The sequence below is a fragment of the Kitasatospora sp. NPDC088779 genome (assembly GCF_040685395.1).
Taxonomy (GTDB): Bacteria; Actinomycetota; Actinomycetes; order Streptomycetales; family Streptomycetaceae; genus Kitasatospora.
Genome location: NZ_JBFBHW010000037.1, coordinates 41,048 through 57,875, shown reverse-complemented (window position 1 = coordinate 57,875; position 16,828 = coordinate 41,048). Strand labels below are relative to the sequence as shown.

16 protein-coding genes and 1 pseudogene are annotated in these 16,828 nt (G+C 75.3%); 9 read left to right on the top strand and 8 right to left on the bottom strand.

The window, feature by feature from the left end; all coding sequences use genetic code 11:
• Positions 1-22 precede the first annotated feature (22 nt).
• The 4 genes and pseudogenes from AB0P03_RS28845 to AB0P03_RS28830 form a co-directional block, all read right to left on the bottom strand.
• On the bottom strand, positions 23-901 hold the full coding sequence (locus AB0P03_RS28845; RefSeq protein ID WP_363631550.1) for an MOSC N-terminal beta barrel domain-containing protein: 879 nt from the start codon (positions 899-901) through the stop codon (positions 23-25).
• Positions 902-1,619: 718 nt separating this feature from the next.
• Positions 1,620-1,892, bottom strand: a pseudogene (locus AB0P03_RS28840) (DUF6643 family protein); the annotation flags it as partial.
• Positions 1,893-2,237: 345 nt separating this feature from the next.
• On the bottom strand, positions 2,238-2,687 hold the full coding sequence (mscL, locus tag AB0P03_RS28835; RefSeq protein WP_363586878.1) for a large conductance mechanosensitive channel protein MscL: 450 nt from the start codon (positions 2,685-2,687) through the stop codon (positions 2,238-2,240).
• A gap of 206 nt (positions 2,688-2,893) precedes the next feature.
• Entirely contained in the window at positions 2,894-4,024 is a 1,131-nt protein-coding gene (locus AB0P03_RS28830) for a glycosyltransferase family 4 protein (RefSeq protein ID WP_363586877.1), read from the bottom strand.
• 323 nt (positions 4,025-4,347) lie between these two features.
• Here AB0P03_RS28830 and AB0P03_RS28825 point away from each other — a divergent pair, with 323 nt between their 5' ends.
• The gene (locus AB0P03_RS28825; RefSeq protein WP_363586876.1) at positions 4,348-5,598 is read left to right on the top strand and encodes a glycosyltransferase family 4 protein; all 1,251 of its coding nucleotides are present in this window, start codon (positions 4,348-4,350) and stop codon (positions 5,596-5,598) included.
• Positions 5,599-5,749: 151 nt separating this feature from the next.
• Positions 5,750-6,424, top strand: a complete 675-nt coding sequence (locus AB0P03_RS28820) for a thiol:disulfide interchange protein DsbA/DsbL (protein ID WP_363586875.1) — start codon at positions 5,750-5,752, stop codon at positions 6,422-6,424.
• 54 nt (positions 6,425-6,478) lie between these two features.
• Here the strand turns inward: AB0P03_RS28820 and AB0P03_RS28815 are convergent, their stop codons facing one another.
• On the bottom strand, positions 6,479-7,225 hold the full coding sequence (locus AB0P03_RS28815) for a class I SAM-dependent methyltransferase (protein WP_363586874.1): 747 nt from the start codon (positions 7,223-7,225) through the stop codon (positions 6,479-6,481).
• 57 nt (positions 7,226-7,282) lie between these two features.
• Positions 7,283-8,431, bottom strand: a complete 1,149-nt coding sequence (locus tag AB0P03_RS28810) for a glycosyltransferase (protein WP_363586873.1) — start codon at positions 8,429-8,431, stop codon at positions 7,283-7,285.
• 57 nt (positions 8,432-8,488) lie between these two features.
• On the opposite strand from AB0P03_RS28810, the gene AB0P03_RS28805 reads away from it, so the two are divergent.
• Entirely contained in the window at positions 8,489-9,274 is a 786-nt protein-coding gene (locus AB0P03_RS28805) for an aspartate/glutamate racemase family protein (RefSeq protein ID WP_363586872.1), read from the top strand.
• 411 nt (positions 9,275-9,685) lie between these two features.
• Here the strand turns inward: AB0P03_RS28805 and AB0P03_RS28800 are convergent, their stop codons facing one another.
• Complete coding sequence (locus tag AB0P03_RS28800; RefSeq protein ID WP_363586871.1) at positions 9,686-10,711, bottom strand: polysaccharide deacetylase family protein; 1,026 nt, start codon at positions 10,709-10,711, stop codon at positions 9,686-9,688.
• Between the two features lie 372 nt (positions 10,712-11,083).
• Between AB0P03_RS28800 and AB0P03_RS28795 the strand changes: the two genes are divergently transcribed.
• From AB0P03_RS28795 to AB0P03_RS28785, 3 genes are all read left to right on the top strand, one after another.
• Positions 11,084-11,356, top strand: a complete 273-nt coding sequence (locus AB0P03_RS28795; RefSeq protein ID WP_350884215.1) for a hypothetical protein — start codon at positions 11,084-11,086, stop codon at positions 11,354-11,356.
• Positions 11,357-11,679: 323 nt separating this feature from the next.
• The gene (locus tag AB0P03_RS28790; protein ID WP_363631548.1) at positions 11,680-12,189 is read left to right on the top strand and encodes a sugar transferase; all 510 of its coding nucleotides are present in this window, start codon (positions 11,680-11,682) and stop codon (positions 12,187-12,189) included.
• A 73-nt stretch (positions 12,190-12,262) separates the two neighbouring features.
• Positions 12,263-12,751, top strand: a complete 489-nt coding sequence (locus AB0P03_RS28785; protein ID WP_363631546.1) for an NUDIX domain-containing protein — start codon at positions 12,263-12,265, stop codon at positions 12,749-12,751.
• A 119-nt stretch (positions 12,752-12,870) separates the two neighbouring features.
• Here the strand turns inward: AB0P03_RS28785 and AB0P03_RS28780 are convergent, their stop codons facing one another.
• Positions 12,871-13,278: a PTS fructose transporter subunit IIA gene (locus tag AB0P03_RS28780; RefSeq protein WP_363586889.1), complete on the bottom strand. Its 408-nt coding sequence runs from the start codon at positions 13,276-13,278 to the stop codon at positions 12,871-12,873.
• A gap of 467 nt (positions 13,279-13,745) precedes the next feature.
• On the opposite strand from AB0P03_RS28780, the gene AB0P03_RS28775 reads away from it, so the two are divergent.
• The 3 genes from AB0P03_RS28775 to AB0P03_RS28765 all read left to right on the top strand — a co-directional run bounded on the left by AB0P03_RS28775 (position 13,746) and on the right by AB0P03_RS28765 (position 16,801).
• Positions 13,746-13,985 carry a DUF397 domain-containing protein gene (locus tag AB0P03_RS28775; protein ID WP_363586888.1) on the top strand — a complete coding sequence of 80 codons (240 nt, stop codon included), beginning with the start codon at positions 13,746-13,748 and terminating at the stop codon, positions 13,983-13,985.
• A gap of 718 nt (positions 13,986-14,703) precedes the next feature.
• Complete coding sequence (locus tag AB0P03_RS28770; protein WP_063350170.1) at positions 14,704-15,198, top strand: hypothetical protein; 495 nt, start codon at positions 14,704-14,706, stop codon at positions 15,196-15,198.
• 319 nt (positions 15,199-15,517) lie between these two features.
• Positions 15,518-16,801: an acyl-CoA dehydrogenase family protein gene (locus AB0P03_RS28765; RefSeq protein WP_363631544.1), complete on the top strand. Its 1,284-nt coding sequence runs from the start codon at positions 15,518-15,520 to the stop codon at positions 16,799-16,801.
• Positions 16,802-16,828 lie beyond the last annotated feature (27 nt).

The following is a 16,828-nucleotide window of genomic DNA, read 5'->3' as shown; positions in this document are numbered from 1 at the left end:
GGTGAACCGGCGCGCCGCCGGTTCACCCCCGCGCGTCGGCGGGCCACTGCGCCCCGTCCTCCAGCACCTCGACCCGGTCGCCGACGCGCAGCGTGCCGAGCACGTCGCCGGTGGTGCCGGCCGGCCGCTCCGGGATCAGGTTCTGCCCGAACGCGGCCTTCTTCAGCAGCCGGTGGTGCCGGGCCAGGGTGCGCAGCGGTTCGGGGCCGCGCCGCTCGCCGCTCTCCTGGTCGGTGGTGGTGATGACGCAGCGGCCGCAGGGCTTGACCACCTTGAAGGTGAGGTCGCCGATCCGGATCCGGCGCCAGCCGTCCTCGGCCCACGGCTCGGCGCCGCCCACCACGGCGTTGGGGCGGAAGCGCTCCATCGGCAGCGGCTCGTGGCCGTCGGGGTGCTCGGCGGCGATCAGCTCGTTGAGCCGCTCCAGCGAGGCGGTGGTGGTGAGCAGCAGGGGGAAGCCGTCGGCCATCGAAACGGTGGTGCCGGGCTCGGCGTAGTCGGGGTCGGCCGGCCGGGCGCGCGGGTCGTCCAGGTGGACCAGGCGGTAGTCGCCGAGGTGTTCGACGATCCACCGGTGCACCTCCTTGGCGGCCTCGGCGGCGCGGAAGCGGGTGCCCCAGACCTCGACCTCGGCGAGCGGGTCGCCGGCCGCGACGGCGGGCGCGGGGACCTCGATCCGGGAGCCGCCGGGGGCGGTGAGGGAGAGCGCGCCGTCGGGCAGCAGGTCGGGCCGGATCTGGCCGAGGGCGGCGTTCTCGCGCTGGCTGACGAAGCGTCCGGTGGCGTCGGCGAGCATCCAGCGGCGGTCTCCGGCCAGGCCCCAGGGTTCGACGGCGGCGGTGTCCGGGCTCAGGCGGTACATGGACTTGACGGGGTAGACGTGGAGTCCGGTGAGCTGCATCCCCCCATCCTGCCAGCCGGTTCCCGGCGGTCCGCAGGAGCCCCGTACGCGCACGGACCGCCCGGGACGCCGTGGGGGGCGTTCCGGGCGGTCCGTGGATGACCCGTTTCTCCGTACGCCCGGCGCGGGGAGCGCGCCGGGTGGTGCTCAGGTGGTGCGGGTGCGGGCCGGGTGGGGTCCGGCCCTGGAGGTCAGTGGCTCAGTAGCCCTGGCCCTGCTGCTGGTAGCCGCCCTGCTGGCCCCCCGCGTTGTAGGCGTTGTTGCCGGGCTCGCCGTACGGGCCCGGGCGCTGCGGCTGCATCGGGCGGACCGGCGCCATGGCCGGGCGCAGCTGGGCGCCGCCGAAGCCCTGGTCGCCGCCCTGGCCCTGGAAGCCGGGGCCGGCCGGACCGGGGCCGCCGAAGCTCTGCGGACCGGCCTGCGGCTGGCCGCCCGGCTGCCCGGGGCCGAACGCGCCCGGACCGCCGATCGGCTGCGCGCCGAAGGACTGCTGGCCGCCCTGGCCGCCGATGAAGGTGTTCTGGCCGCCGAAGCTCTGGCCGCCGGTCGGCTGGTAGCCGCCGCTGGCGGTCTGCGCGAAGGCCGGTGCGGCGGGCTGCGGCCGCTGGTACTGCTGGGGGGCGCCGTAGCCGGGGACGGGCGGCTGGGGCGCGGAGGCGTACGCCGGCGCCGGCTGCGCGGGGATGTACGCCGTGGCGGGACCGGCGGAGGGGCCGCTGCTCGGGCCGGGGCCCAGGGCGAGGCGGGCGGGCGGCAGCGCGGGGAGGTTGCTGCCGGCGCTCTCGTACCCGTTGCCGTACCGGTTCTCGTAGGACGGGCCGGCGCTGGCCCCGTAACCGGACGACATGGCCGGCGGCAGGGCCGCCGGCACGTTGATGGGTGCGATCTGGGGGACGCCGCGCTCAGCCACGAGGCTGTCGTAGATCGGCGTGCCGGAGGAGAAGGACGGAGAGGGGTAGCCGACTCCGTCGTAGGAGCGGGGCGAGGTCATGGGGCATACGGTAAGCCCACAACGCGCCTGCTGAGGAGAGCGGGAGGGGGAGCAGTTCGACTGTTTACACAGTCTTCGCTCGCACAAAGGTTTCGAAAGTAGGAAGAACGGACATACCGGCGTTCAGTTCCGGACAACCTTGGCGTGCCGTCAGTGATCGAACAGTACCCGGACGGCGGCGCGGCGAACCCTTGCGGTGACCGGGCGGTGGACGGTTCGGGGCCCGCCGGAGAAACTTTTGCGGACAGGGCGTGCGCCGGCGCATTCGAGCCCCCGCCGACGGTCCGACGAGGGCTCGTGAATGTTTCGGGAATAAAGTCCCCGTCAGCGGCCTCGGGCCCGTGGTCAGCTCGCCTGCAACGCCTGCGCCTGCGCCGGGAGACCCGGCCGGCCCGAGACCTCCGAGGTGCAGAAGGAGCAGCGGGTCGCCGCGGCCGGAATCGGGCTCAGGCACTCCGGGCAGTCGACCTTCACGACCGGCGCCGGCTTGGCCGACTCGAAGCGCGCCTGCAGCTTGCCGACCGGCAGCACCACGGCGAAGTAGATCACCGCGGCGACCAGCACGAACCCGATCAGCGCGTTGACGAAGACCCCGTACGGGAACCGGGCGCCGGCCACCTCGAAGGTCTTCTGGGTGAAGTCGCCGACGGCGCCGGTGGCGACCCCGATGAGCGGGGTGAGGAAGGCGGTGACGAACCCGGTGACCACGGCGGTGAAGGCCGCGCCGATCACGATGCCGACTGCGAGGTCCACCACGTTGCCGCGCAGCAGGAAGCTGCGGAATCCCTTGAACACCGGGTGACTCCAAATCCGTACGGGGAAGGGGGAGATGAGGCAGCGTGACGGGCGCCCCGGCCGGACATCCTGCCGACCGGGCCGGGCCGAGGTCCAACCGCGTTCACCCGATCCGCGTAACGGGCCGCAGGACTCGCCGGCCGGTTCCGGGCGGAGCCCGGGCGCTCCGCGTACGGGTCGATCCGGCCGCCGCCGGGCCGGAGGGGTCAGAGCGGCCGCACCCGCAGCGCGCGCTCGTAGAACTCGACCATGTGCGCGGACACCTGGGACAGCGTGAACGAGGCCAGGAACCGCGCCCGCGCGGCCTTCGCCCGCACCCGCGCCGCCGCCCGGTCGTCCAGCGTGTCGACGACCGCCGCCGCCAGTTCGGCCGGCCGCTCCGGTGCCACCAGCCGGGCGTAGTCCTCCGAGCCGACCGTCTCGCGCAACGCCGGCACGTCCGCGCAGACCAGCGGCACCCCGACGCCCATCGCCTCGATCGCCGTGCCGCCCTGGCCCGCCCAGCGGGACGGCACGGCGAGCACGTCGGCAGCGGCCATCAGATCGGCCACGTCCTCGCGCGGCCCGAGCAGGCGGACGCTCCCGGCGGACTCGGCGAGCGCCCGCAGCCGTGCGCTCTCCGGGCCCGCCGCGCCGGCGAGCAGCAGGACGGCCCCCGGCTGCGCGCGCCGGACCGCCGGCCAGGCCGCCAACAGCACGTCCAGGCCCTTCCGGTGGTGCTGGCCGGCGGCGGCCAGCACCACCGGCACGTCCTGCGCCAGCTCCAGGGCACCGCGCACGGCGGCCCGCCGCTCCGGGGTGGCCGTGCCCAGCAGCTCCGGGTCGAGCCCGCGCGGCACCACGTCGATCCGCCGCCGGGGGATGCGCAGCCGCCGCGCCATCGTGCCGGCCACGTGCCGGGTGAGCGCGTGGAAGCGGCGGGCGCCCTGGGCGGTGGCCGCGTCCAGGGCCTGCGCGGTGCGCATCCGCCAGGGGCTCGCCCCGTGCGCCGCCGACTGCTCCGGTCCGTACGCGGGGTCGAGCAGGCTGGAAACCACCGGGGTGCGGGCGGCCAGGGCGGCGGCCCGGCCGAGCACGTCCGAGGCGTGGCGGGCGGTGTGGACGAGATCGGGCCGGCGTTCGCGGATCAGCCGGCGCAGCGCGGCGGCGGTGGCGGCCCCGGTCGGTCGGCCGACGCCGAACACGGCGGCGCCCGCCGCGGTCAGCTCCGGCTGCCAGCCGCCGGGGGAGTCGTAGAGGTAGGCGACGTCCAACGTGACTCCGGCGCGCACCAGTTGGGGAGCCATCGAGACCAGGGCGCGCTCCGCCCCGCCGGCCCGGTTCACACTGTCGACCACCAGAAGCACCTGCACCGGCCACCCCCGCCCGCTGCGGGCGCGTCCGTTCTCCCGTGCCGGACGCCCCCTGACTGGTGATCAGCATCGCAGGTGGCCGTCAGGCCCGCCAGCCGTACGGCGGCCGGGGTCGGACGCCGGGGTGCGGCGGGGCGAGGCGGGGCGAGGCAGGGCGAGAGGGGGCGGAACAGGGCGCACGACGGGAGCAACCGGCGCACGGCCGCAGTCGAGCAGCGCACATCAGGTGTATTCACGCGGGCGCACGGGCCACCACCAGGTTGCGCGAAGGGGCTGTACGGCGCGGGGCGCTGTGCCAAGGTCGGTCCATGCCCGACCATACGTCGGCCGACCCGGCCGGAACCCGTCCCCGCGTCCTGCACCTGATCAGTGATCCACGCCGCGGCGGCGCCCAGAACTTCGCCCGTGACCTCCACCGGGAACTGCGCCGCCGGGGCCAGGCCTCCGCGCTGTGCGCCCTCGCCCCGCACCCGGCCGCCGGGCCCGCCCTCCCCGGGCCCCGCGCCGCGGACCGCACCGGAGTTCGCGCCGGCGCCGGTCCGGGCGCCCGCCCCGACGGGCTCGACCGGCAGCCCGACCCGCACCCCGGCGCCTGCGCCGACGAGGAGGACTTACGCGCCGCCGTCCTCGGCTCCGGCCGTCTGCGCCCCGGCACCCTGCGGGCGCTGCGCGCGGCCGCCCGCGGCGCCGACGTGGTCCTCGCCCACGGCTCCGACACCCTGGCGGCCTGCGCCCTCGCCCTGGCCGGCACCCGCACCCCCTTCGTCTACGTCTCCGTCGGCCACCCCCGCTACTGGACGGCGAACCGGCTGCGCCGGGTGCGCGGCGGCGCGCTGATGCACCGCGCGGCAGCCGTCACCACGCTCACCGACGAGGCCCGCGCCGTCCTGGAGGGGCAGTTCCGGCTGCCCGACGGCAAGGTCCACGTGATCTCCAACTCCCGGGCCGCCGAGAGCTATCCGCCCGCCGACGGCCGGGCCGACCGGCGCGCCGCCCGGCACGCGCTCGGCCTGCCCGCCGACGTCCTGCTGGTCGCCTGGATCGGCGCGATCTCCCCGGAGAAGCGGCTCGACCTCGCCCTCGACGTCCTGGACCGGCTGCCGGACGTCCGGCTGGCCATCGCCGGGGACGGCCCGCTGCGCGAGACGCTGGCCCGCCACCCGGCCGCCGCCCGCGCTCACTTTCTCGGCGCCCTGCCCGACCCGGCGCCGCTCTACCGGGCCGCCGACGCGCTGCTGCTCACCAGCGACAGCGAGGGCGTGCCCGGCGCGCTGATCGAGGCCGCGCTGGCCGGCGTGCCCGCCGTCGCCACCGACGTCGGGTGGGTGCGCGAGGTGGTCCGGGACGGTGCCACCGGCGCGCTCGTCGCCCCCGGGGACCCGCTCGCCCTCGCCGAGGCGCTGGCCAAGGTGCTGGCGTGCAACCGTGCGGGCCTCGGCGCGGCCGCCCGGGCGCACGCGTTGGAGCACTTCGAGCTCGGCGCCGTGGTGGACGCCTGGCAGGGGCTGGTCGCCGAGGTGTGGGCGGGGGGTGGCCCGGGGGTGCGCACCGGTCCGTGACAGACCCGCGGCGGCGGGCCGGGCCGGGCGTCGAGTCGCGCGCCGGGCCGGGCGCCGGGCTGGGCGTCGGGCTGGGCCGATCGGGCGAATCCGGGCCAGCGCGCCCGGCCGAACTCGACGGTAACGAACCGCCGCCAGCACACTGCCCGGTGTGAACTCGAAGTCGCTGCTGCGGTCCACCGTCCTGTTCGCCATCGCCGCCGGGATCGCCGTATCCCCCCTCCAGGCCGGCGCGGTGAGTCACCAACCCCCCTCCGAGGGATCCCAGTTCGTCAAGCTCGACCATCCGCAGCCGGTGCGCGAGAGCGTCCGCACGGAGGCGGCCGAGTTCTTCTGGTACGACTGCGTCCACTCCCAGCAGCTCGAACAGCCCTTGCAGGCCTGGGCCGAGAAGCACCGCGCGGACGTCGCCCTGCGGCGCGTCCCGGCGATCTGGCCGGGCAGCCCGGACGAGGGCGCCCAGCGCGGCCACGCGCGCCTGTACTACACGCTCGAGCGCCTGGGCCTGGTCGAGCGCCTGCAGAGCAGCGTCTTCCGCTCGGTGCACACCGACCAGACCGACCTCACCACCGAGGCCACCGCCACCGACTGGGCGGTGCGCCACGGCGTGGACGCGCAGCTCTTCCGCCGGACGTACCGCTCCGACGAGGTGGCGCGGTCGGTCGACGAGGCCGCCGTCGAGTTCGTCCGCTACGGCGTCAACGAGCTGCCGACGGTGGTCGTCCAGGGCGAGTACCGGACTTCGCCGAGCAAGGCCGGCGGCGTCGAGGCGATGCCCGAGGTGCTGGACTACCTGGTCCAGCAGGAGCAGTTGCGCGGGCACTGAGCCCGCCGCGGGCCGGGACCGAACAGCCCTCCGGCGGCCCGCTCCGCCGGGCGGTCAGTCCCGGCGCAGCAGGTACGTCACGAAGCCGAGCGTCCCCCGGTAGCCGTGCAGCCACTCCCGCCGGTGCCGGTCCGCGGCCTCCCGGGCGGCCGCCGCGTCGGGGTCGTCCGGGTGCTCCAGCGCCCACTCGGCCAGCGTGCCCGTCCACGCGAACTCGTAGTCGTCCCACTCCTGCCGGCTGCTCACGTACCCGGACACCGGTGTCCAGCCGTCCGCCAGCACCCGGTCGGTGGTGGTCGCCAGGTCCGCGTAGTCGTCCTGGGCCGCGCCCAGCCCGTCCAGGGCCGCCCGGGACGGCTCCCGCTCCCAGAAGCCCTCGCCGACCAGCACCCGCCCGCCCGGGGCCAGGTGCTCGCGGGCCGCCGCCAGCGTCGGCAGCAGCCCGCCGAAGGCGTGGGTGGCACCCACGCACAGCACCAGGTCGAAGGGCTCGACCGAGCTGAACTGCCGTGCGTCCACGTGGTGCAGGCCGATCCGGCGCACCACGCCGAGCGCGGTCGCCGCCTCCCTGGCCCGGGTCAGCGCCGCCGCGTCCAGATCCACCCCCACCGCCCGCCAGCGCGGACGCGCCGCCAGCGCCCGGACCAGCCACGCCCCCTCGCCGCAGCCGAGGTCCAGCGCCCGGCCGTCCGCCGCTCCGGCGGTCGCGCGCTCCAGCAGCAGGGCCACCGACTCGTCCGTCAGCGGCGCCGCGATCGGGTGGTGGGCATGGGCGAGACGGGAGATCCTCTGACGGTCCATCCGAGCAGTATGGAGCCGACCGGACTGCCGCGCCCGCGAATTCGGGCCCCGGCACGCTCAGGCCCGTGAGTACGTCCGGCCCTTCCACGCCGCGCCCCGGCCCCGCCAGTGCTGCACCGCCGAGTCCACCGTCATCAGCAGGTACAGCCCCGCCGTGAAGGGCAGCAGCAGCACGGCCGGCGCCGGCTGCCGGTAGTACCGCACCATCGGCAGGTAGGTGCCCGCCATCAGCGCCCAGGCAGCCCCGCCCGCCACCGCCACCGCCGGCGCCCCCGCGACCAGCCCGGCCGCCGCGGCCACCGGCGGCACCAGGTACACCAGCCCCAGCCCCAGCACCGTCCCGAGCAGCAGCAGCGGCGAATGCCGCAACTGGGCGTACGCGCTGCGCGACACCATCCGCCACAACTGCTCCAGCCGCGGGTACGGCCGGACGCTGTCCACCGCCCCGGCCAGCCCCAGCCAGGTCCGCCCGCCCGAGGACTTCACCGCCCGCGCCAGCGACACGTCGTCGATCACCGCGCCCCGGATCGCGGCCACCCCGCCGGCCCGCTCCAGCGCCTCCCGCCGCACCAGCGAGCAGCCGCCCGCCGCGGCCGCCGTCCGCCCACCGGGCCGGTTGCTCCGGCGGAACGGGTACAGCTGCGCGAAGAAGTAGACGAAGGCCGGCACGATCAGCCGCTCCCAGCCGGTCTCCACCCGCAGCCGGGCCATCTGCGACACCAGGTCCAGCCCGTTGCTCTCCGCCGCGGCCACCAGCTCCGCCAGCGAGTCCGGCCCGTGCGCGATGTCCGCGTCCGTCAGCAGCAGGTACTCGACGTCCGGACCGGCCAGCTCCACCCCGTGCCGCAGGGCCCACAACTTGCCCGTCCACCCCGGGGGCAGCGGGGGAGGAGTCGTGACGGTCAGCTCCAGCCCGTCCATCGTCCGCAGCTCCGCCGCCACCGCGCCCGTGCCGTCCGAACTGTGGTCGTCCACCAGGATCACCCGCGCCCGCCCCGGGTACTTCTGCGCCAGCAGCGTCGGCAGGCTCACCGGCAGCACCTGCGCCTCGTCCCGGGCCGGCACCACCACCACCGCCCGCGGCCAGCGCACCGGCGGACGGCGCGGCGGAAGCCGCACGTCGGTGCGCCAGAACAGCCCGTGGCAGCACGCCAACCAGAGCCAGACCAGCAGGGAGAACGCGGCGATCCACAACAGGACGGTCACTCCCGCAGTTTGCCGCAGAACCGGCCGGATCGGGCGGATCGACTAAAGTCTTGCCCCGTGAAGATCGCACTGATGGACTCCGGAATCGGCCTGCTGGCCGCCGCCGCCGCCCTTCGGAAGCTGCGCCCGGACGTCGATCTGGTGCTCTCCTCCGACCCGGCCTCGATGCCCTGGGGGCCGCGCACGCCCGAGGAGGTCACCGACCTCGCCCGAGGCTGCTCGCTCGCCGCCGCGGAGCTCGAACCGGACGCGCTGGTCATCGCCTGCAACACCGCCTCCGTGCACGCGCTCGCCACCCTCCGGGCCGAACTCGAACCCGGGCTGCCCGTCGTCGGCACCGTCCCGGCGATCAAGCCCGCCGCCGCCCTCGGCGGCTCCGTCGCCATCTGGGCCACCCCGGCCACCACCGGCAGCGCCTACCAGCGCGGCCTGATCCGCGACTTCGGCGGCACCGCGGACGTGACCGAGGTCGCCTGCCCCGGCCTCGCCGACGCCATCGAACACGGCGACGACGCCGGCATCACCGACGCCATCGCCGACGCCGCCGCCCGCACCCCCGCCGGCACCGCGGCGATCGTCCTCGGCTGCACGCACTACGAACTGGTCGACGACCGCATCCGTGCCGCCGTCGCCCCCACCGCCTCCCCGGCGCTCACCCTGCACGGCTCCGCCGACGCCGTCGCCGCCCAGGCCCTGCGCCGCGTCACCGACCCCACCCGTACCGGCGCCGGTACCATCACCGTGCTCCACGCCGGCGCCCCCGCCGCCCTCCCCCCGGCCGCACTCCTCTACCCCCAAGGGCGCACCCTCGCCGCCCTGATGCGCAGCACGCTGCCGGCGTGACCGTCACCCTCACCACCGACGGGCCAAGTTTCGCCCGCCGGCGGTCCGCCCTTCAGCCCGAGCGGAAGGCCACCGCAGCTGATCCCCATCCGGGGCAGCCGCGGGCAGGTTCTCTGTCATGAGTTGAGGGGCAAATCTTTGCCCTCCAACTTCCGGGGGTTGGTCGAGGAGCCCCGTGGTGGCCGGCTGCCCCTGGATCGCCGCCCCGGCTGCGGCGGCTGATGCGGGAGGTCGGCCTGACCGACGTTCTGTGCCCGTGGGGCAAGGCTTTGCCCCACGGGCGGGTGGTTGGCCGCTGAGGCAGGGCCAAATTTCGCCCCCCAGGCGTACCGTGCCGATCCCCGGCAGGGCTCATTTTTGCCCCCGAGTGTCTTTGAGTGCCCCTGCGTCCCCCTTGCGTGCCCCGGCCGGTCAGGCGACGGCTTGGCGGCGCCAGCGGCGGTAGGCGGGTTCGAGGCCGGAGAGGATGGTGTCGAAGCGGCGGGTGCTGGTGGTGGAGTCGACCTGGAGGCGGCTGATCTGGAGCGGGTGGGAGGGGATGCGGGGGCCGAGCCGGTGGTCGGAGAGGAAGCCGAGGCGGTAGCCGAGTTCCTGGAGGACGGTTTCGGCACGCGGGTCGTGCCCGCCGTCCGGGTAGGCGAAGGCGGTGGGGGGTTCGCCGAGCCAGCGGGTGAGGGCTTCGTGGGCGCCGGTGATCTCGGCGCGGACGGTGGCGTCGTCGCAGCGGCCGAGGCAGGGGTGCCCCTGGGTGTGGTTGCCGATGGCGACGCCGCCGTCGCGCAGGGCGAGCAGGTCGGCGGGGGTGAGCTGCTCCTGGCGGGGTGGGCGGCGGTCGGCGCTGACCCGGAGCTCGTGCAGGCTGCGCCGCCGGTCGGGGTCGGGCATGGCCTTGAGCCGGGGGAGCAACTGGGAGGGGTGCCCGCAGTCGAGCGAGCGGGCACGGCCGCCGTGCCGGGCGAGGAAGTCGGCCTCGTGCCACCAGAAGGGGCGTTCGGTGCCGATGAGCTCGGAGATGACGAAGGCGGTGGCGGGAATGCCGCGGGCGTCGAGGGCGGGCAGGGCGTGGGTGAGGACGCTGCGGTCGGCGTCGTCGAAGGTGACCAGGACGCTGCGGGGCGGCAGTGGCCGCTGTTCGGTGGCGGCTTGGAGGACGGCGGTGAGCGAGACCGGGGTGGCGAGTCTTCGGAGCCGGTCGAGCTGGGCGCCGAAGGACCGGTGGTCGGTGACGCCGTGGTAGGCGAGGACGGCGAGGCGTTGTGCGGCGCGGGCGCGGAACAGGGGTTGGACGGGGGCGAACCGCAGCCATTCGCCCCGCGCGTCTGCCCGGCCCCGGTCGGCGGTCGGGTGGCGGCGGGTGGCCGTCGGCAGCGGGCGCACGAACGGGACGGGCCTGGTGGGGGCCATGGAGATCGACGTGGTGGACTGGGACTGCGGCACGGTTCCCCCTCGGTCGCCGAGCGGCGTGGCGGTACCGCCGGAGGACGGAGCCCGGCCTCCGACCCCAGGAGGAGGCGGCTCCGCCTCCTGGGTATTCCGGTCCGCGGTGGGGGCTCGCACCCTTCCCGCGAACGGCTCCTGGATCGCTCAATGCCATTGAGACCGCTGCACCGAGTGGATGGTTGTACCGGGGGGACGAGGATTTTTCGTGGACTGATGTGAACTGATGTGGACTGATTGTGGAGCCGGAATGCACGATCGGGGCCGGGCCGCGGGGGGCTCGGGCGAGGTCGGCGGGCCGGTCGCACCGGGTGGTCGAACGTTCACTCCCCGCGGGCTGCCTCCGGCGTTCGCCGGGGGTACCTTGGGCTCATGGCAGATGCGGACCGTGATCCCTTCCACCTGCACGGCGCGACCAGGATGGCCCGTGCGTGGAGTGGTGGTGCCCTGGTCACCCACCAGCTTCCGCTGGCGATGGTGGGTTTGGCCTGCCTCGCGCTGGGCATTGTGGTGGCGGTGATCGTTCCGGACAGTGACGGTCCGGCCTGGGCGATGGCGGTGGCGGGCTGTCTGGCCGCGGGAGTGCTGCTGCTCGGCCGGATCGCGTTCGGGCTGCTGCGGTACCGCCGCCGCGCCGCGCTCTGACCGCCTCGGCGGCCGGCCGGCCTTCGGTGAACGGCTGTACTTCGATTGCCCTCGGCATTCCAGGTGGCAGGTCGAGCAGCAGATCGAGCAATATTGGTCAGATCGACCGAATTTCGGCCTGTCGGACAATCCTCTGCCCACTTCTTTCACCATTCCCGGGCGACGGCTCCGAGGCGCCCCTACTGTGAATGCGTTCTTGCGGCTCGACGGTGCCGTGGAGGGGAAGAGATGGGCGGCAGCGCCACGTCCGATCCGGGCGGAGATCCGGGCGGAGGACCCGGCGGGAAGCCGGACGGCGCACCGCGCACCACCGTGCCCGCCGGATGAGGCGCGGCGGGGACCTCGCCCTCGCCGCCCTGGCGGGGATCGTCGCGCTCCCGTTGGCCCTGGTGATCGCCGCCCTGCTGCGCTGCACGGCGCGCGGCCCGGTGCTCCTGCGGCTGTCCCGGGCCGGACGGCACGGCCGGGAGTTCCAGGTCCTCCGCTTCCGGACCAGCCGGGGAGGGCGGCTCGGCGCCCTGCTCCGCCGGACCGGCCTGGACGAGTTGCCCCGGCTGTGGAACGTCGCCCGCGGCGAGATGGGGGTGATCGGCCCCCGGCCAGTCCGCCCCGACCAGGCGGTCCGCTACTCCCGCCGCGAGCGCGGCCGGCTCGACGTCCGGCCCGGACTGACCGGCTGGGCCCAACTCCAGGCCCGCCACCCGCTCGCCCGGCCGGACTGGGCCGAACTCGACCTCTGGTACGTGGAGCACCGCTCGCTCCGGCTCGACCTGCGGATCCTCGGGCTGACCGTGCTGGCCCTGCTGCGCCCGGAGGGCGGTCTCGCGCGATGAGCCTGCGCGCCGCGGGCCGCCCGTCGGTGGCGTCGGCCCGGGGCCCCGCCGGACAGGGCCTAGGCTGCGGCGCATGGCCATTCCCCCGTTCCTCGCCGATCTCCGAGCCCTGGTGGGCACCCGTCCGCTCTGGCTGACCGCCGTCGTCGCCGTCGTCCTGGACGACCGCGGCCGGGTGCTGCTGGCCCGACGGGCCGACGACGGGAGGTGGGCGCCGGTCGGCGGCATCCTCGACCCCGGTGAGCAGCCCGCCGACGGCGTGGTGCGCGAGTGCCTGGAGGAGAGCGGGGTGGTGGCGGTGCCCGAACTGCTCGCCTCGGTCACCGTCTCGCCGCAGGTCACCTACCCGAACGGCGACGTGACGCAGTACCTGGTGCTGACCTTCCGGTGCCGGGCGGTCGGCGGCGAGGCGAGGGTGAACGACGACGAGTCGCTGGAGGTCGGCTGGTACCCGCTGGACGGGCTGCCGCCGATGATCGAGGTCGAGCACGAGCGGCTGCGCCACGCGCTGGAGTGCGAGGGGTCGGCGGTCTTCGTGTGGGAGGGCAAGGAGCGCCCCTGACCGGCGCACGGCGGACGGCCCGCATCCCCGCCTCCCCACCCCGGGTGGGCCGGGAGCCCGGACCCTTCGCCGATGGTGGTGGCCCGGTCACCCCAGGCGGCGGGAGTTCGCGAGGTCGCTCAGCCCTTGCGCTGCCGGTAGGCCTCCTCCGCGGCGTCCAGGACGGCGGCGAGGTCGCCGCCCGCGGTGGCGGTGGCGGTGGCCGCCACCGCGCCCTCGACGAACGGCGCGTTCGCGAAGCGGACCGGGAACGGGAGGCCGTGCTCGTCGGCGTCGGACAGCAGGGCGCGCACGGTGGTGACGGCGCTGCCCAGGTCGGCGAGCACCACGACCCCGTGGCCCTGGTCGACCCGGCGGGTGGCGGCGGCCACCAGGACCGCGCTGATGCCGGGACCGCCCTGGTCCCCGCCGGTCGCGGCGATCGGGGCGGGGGAGTCGGATCCGGTCAGTGAGAGCGCGAGGGTGCGCACCGCGATGGCCAGTTCCTGGCTGTGCGACACCAGGACGATCCCGACCCGGCCGTGCACGGGGGGCCGGCCGGAGGCGGGCCGGGGCAGCGTGGCGGGCGCGGGTGGCGTGCGGGGCGCAGGGGGGTGGGCCGAGGGGGCGTCGGAGATGGGGATGACATCGGCGCGGGTGCCGTCCCGGCGGCTCATCGGCTGCTCCCTCTGGGCGGTGGTGGGCGGTGCTGGGCGAGGTGGTGCGGGCCGCATCCGGTGCGCATCGGGTTCCGCGGGGCCGGGGCGGGGCCGGGACGGGCCGTCGAGGGCCCGCGTACGGCCGGCGGGGGGTGGTCCCCCGCGTTGCCAAGCACTCTGGCAGCTCCGGTGGCCCCCGTCGGGCGGGACACGCGTTGAGCGGGCCTCCGGCGGCGTCCGGGCCCGGCTGGTGGAGTCCTCGTCAACCCGCTGACCGGGGCGGGCGGGTGTGGTTAGGCTGGCCCGGAAAGCCGTCGGGAGGAGACCGGGTAGTGGCAGTCAACAGCGGGATCGACGTGGAGACGGGCGGCGCGGAGCCGCAGCTGGCGCCGAGCGGGAAGCCGAAGGTGGACTTCACCGGGGCGAAGTGGCTGTGCAGCAGCCAGGGCGTCGGGGATGTCCAGATCGCGTTCGTGGACGGGTACATCGGGATGCGGGACGGCCGTCAGGAGGACGGTCCGGTCCTGGTGTTCACGCCGGGGGAGTGGCGGGCCTTCGTGCTCGGTGCCCGGGACGGCGAGTTCGACCTCACCTGAGCCCGCGCGACCGTCGCACGACCGCGGAGCGGGCCCCGTCGGAACGGGGCCCGCTCCGCGGTCGATTTCGGCCCCGAACATCACAACTGATGATCTATTGAACGTGCCCCGTCAGAATTTCTGTTGACTGTTAGACAAACGCAGCTCAGAGTATGAGCACAGGCAGACGCCGTGCCCACCGCCCCCACGCGGCCAGACACGGCGCCTGCTGTGCGACCCGGCAGTGTTGCCAGGCCATCCTCCCAGTCATCCCCTGCGCACCGGGGTGCGCCGGCCGGTCCCGGCCCACGAGGGGCCGGCAGTCGCCGGGAGGCTGGCGTCGACGCCGAGAGCGACTCGGCGGCGACACCGTTTGCTCGGGACCCGCACGCCCCCACGCGGCGGCGTCCCGAGCAAGATCCGCGGGAGCGACGGGCCGGGGCCCCGCGGATCTGGCTTGTGGTGATGGAACTGTTGGCTTGTGTGCTGTGCTGTGTGCGACGACGAAGCTGGGTGCTCGGCAGTTCGGCACGACAATGTGCACAGTGAGGGAAACGCGTGTAGGGCCGCGTTGCGACATGCCGTCCCCCCGGAGGGTGAAACCCAGAACGGCTGTCGTGCTGAACCGAACGTAGCCCGGACGGTTGCTCAGAGTCAACATTGGTCTCTGAGCGTCGATCTCCCGGCGGTGCCCCACCCACCTCGCGAGCGTGGTGTGCCGGGCACGTACGATGTTCCCATGTCTTTTCTCCGCCGTCGCTCCGGACAGCCCGCCGGCCCGGACTTCGACGTGCTCGCGATGGACCCGGGTGACTGGCCCGGCGACTTCGGTGCGGCCATGATGACCGGCCCGGACGGCTCCTGCCAGGGGATCTTCCTGCGCTACGACCTGTTCGGCGGCAGAGGCCCGGCGATGTTCATCGGCAACCTCCCCGAGGGCTCGCCCGCCCGGGAGACCGGCGACAGCGTGCCCTTCGAGGTGCGGCAGCTGCTCGCGGCGCTGGAGAACGACGAGCCGGTCGACTTCGTCTCGGCCGAGGACTTCCCGGTGATGCTCGGGGACGACCTGCTGATCGTGAAGAAGGTCAAGGTCAGCGAGGAGCGGGTGTTCTGCGCCCAGTTCGGGCGCAGCGACGGCGTCCAGGTCACCATCGCGTCCTGGGACCGACCGATTTCGGACGACCTGTATCAGCTGTTGAAGCCGCTCCCGGCCGACATGTTCCAGCAGGGCTGACCGGCCTCGACCAGGGCTCGGACGTAGCTTGACGGTTTCGATCACGGGTTCGTACAGTCGCGAACATGTCGTGCCGTCTCCCGCTGCTGACCCGTCGCAGCTATCTGGACCTGCGGCGCACCGCCAGCGCGGTGTGTCCGGGCCGCTGAGGGGGAATTCGTCCCCGAGGCGGCGGGCGGCCGGCCGTTCGTGGCCGGCGCCGAATCCGGGGGGCGGGCCGTGAGCCGACCTCCGAGGCCGCCCGTCCGGTACCGCGCGCCCGTCCGGCGTGCCGCCCGCATCTGCCGCGCCCACGCTGCCGCCCGGAGGCCCCAGCACCATGACGACCACCGCCGCTGACCGTTCGCCCGCGGACCGCCCGTCCGACACCGCGGCCGCCGCCGTGCCCGGCGCCGCCGCGGGAGCGTCGGATTCCGGCCACCCCGCGCCCGATCCCGCGCCCGACCGCTCGGCCGTCGTCGCCGCCCTCGCCGGACTGCCCCGGGTGGTCGACCTGCTCTCCGCCCGCGCCGAGGAGCACGACCGCGACGCCACCTTCCCCTACCAGGGCATCGAGGCGGTGCACGAGGCCGGACTGCTCACCCTGACCGTCTCCCAGCGGTACGGCGGACCGGGCGGCACGCTCGCCGACACCGTCCGGGTGCTGGCCCAACTCGGGCGCGGGGACGCCTCGGTGGCCGTGGTCACCGCCTTCACGCTGCTCCAGCACGCCGAGCAGGCCCGCCGGGCGGCCTGGCCGACGGCGGGCTACCGGCGGCTGCTCACCGAGTCCCGGCGCGGGCCCGCCCTGGTCAACACGCTGCGCGCGGAGCCCGGCGGCCGGCCCGGAGCGCTGCCGGACACGGTGGCTCGGCGGGACGGCGAGGGCTGGTCGCTGACGGGCCGGAAGACGTACTGCACCGGCGCCGAGGCGCTGGCCTGGATGGCGGTGACCGCGCGGACCGACGAGGCGGAGCCGAGGGTCGGGACGTTCCTGGTCCGCGGCGAGAGCGAGGGCCTGGAGATCGACCCGACCTGGGACCAGGTCGGCCTGCGGGCCAGCGCCAGCCACGACGTGGTGCTGGAGCAGGTCCGGGTGCCGACCGAGCTCGCGCTCGGCCTCACCGCTCCCAAGGGCGGCGCGGCGGACGCGGCCGGGGCCGCCGAACTCTCCCTCGCCTGGCACGATCTGGCGCTCTCCGCGGTGGCGATCGGGGTGGCTCGCGCCGCCCAGTCCTGGCTGATCCGTTTCCTCAACCAGCGCACTCCGGCCAATCTGACCGAGCCGCTCGGCACCCTGCCCCGCTACCGCTGTGCCCTCGGCGAGATCGAGGCCCAGCTGATCGGCGCCGAGGAACTGGTCGAGGGGCTGGCCCCCCGGGTGGACCGGGGAGAGCCGGACGCGGTCGCGCGGACCGGCCCGGCCCACCTGCTGGCCACCCGGGCCGCGACGGCGGCGGTCCAGCAGGCGGTCTCGCTCACCGGCAACCCCGGCCTGAGCCGGCGTCACCCGCTGGAGCGCTACCTGCGGGACGTCCTGAGCAGCCGGGTGCACCTCGCCCCGGACGAGGCCGTCCTGGAGGCCGCCGGCCGGGCCGCCCTGGAGCGCGGCGGCCGGCCGTAGCGGATTCCGGGCCCCGGGGGCTCGGGG

What these genes read in the sequence shown, in the direction of transcription:
- AB0P03_RS28845 (WP_363631550.1), bottom strand. Translation starts at nt 901, where the DNA reads ATGCAGCTCACCGGACTCCACGTCTACCCCGTCAAGTCCATGTACCGC.
- AB0P03_RS28825 (WP_363586876.1), top strand. Translation starts at nt 4,348, where the DNA reads ATGCCCGACCATACGTCGGCCGACCCGGCCGGAACCCGTCCCCGCGTC.
- AB0P03_RS28815 (WP_363586874.1), bottom strand. Translation starts at nt 7,225, where the DNA reads ATGGACCGTCAGAGGATCTCCCGTCTCGCCCATGCCCACCACCCGATC.
- AB0P03_RS28795 (WP_350884215.1), top strand. Translation starts at nt 11,084, where the DNA reads ATGGCAGATGCGGACCGTGATCCCTTCCACCTGCACGGCGCGACCAGG.
- AB0P03_RS28790 (WP_363631548.1), top strand. Translation starts at nt 11,680, where the DNA reads ATGAGGCGCGGCGGGGACCTCGCCCTCGCCGCCCTGGCGGGGATCGTC.
- AB0P03_RS28785 (WP_363631546.1), top strand. Translation starts at nt 12,263, where the DNA reads ATGGCCATTCCCCCGTTCCTCGCCGATCTCCGAGCCCTGGTGGGCACC.
- AB0P03_RS28770 (WP_063350170.1), top strand. Translation starts at nt 14,704, where the DNA reads ATGTCTTTTCTCCGCCGTCGCTCCGGACAGCCCGCCGGCCCGGACTTC.
- AB0P03_RS28765 (WP_363631544.1), top strand. Translation starts at nt 15,518, where the DNA reads ATGACGACCACCGCCGCTGACCGTTCGCCCGCGGACCGCCCGTCCGAC.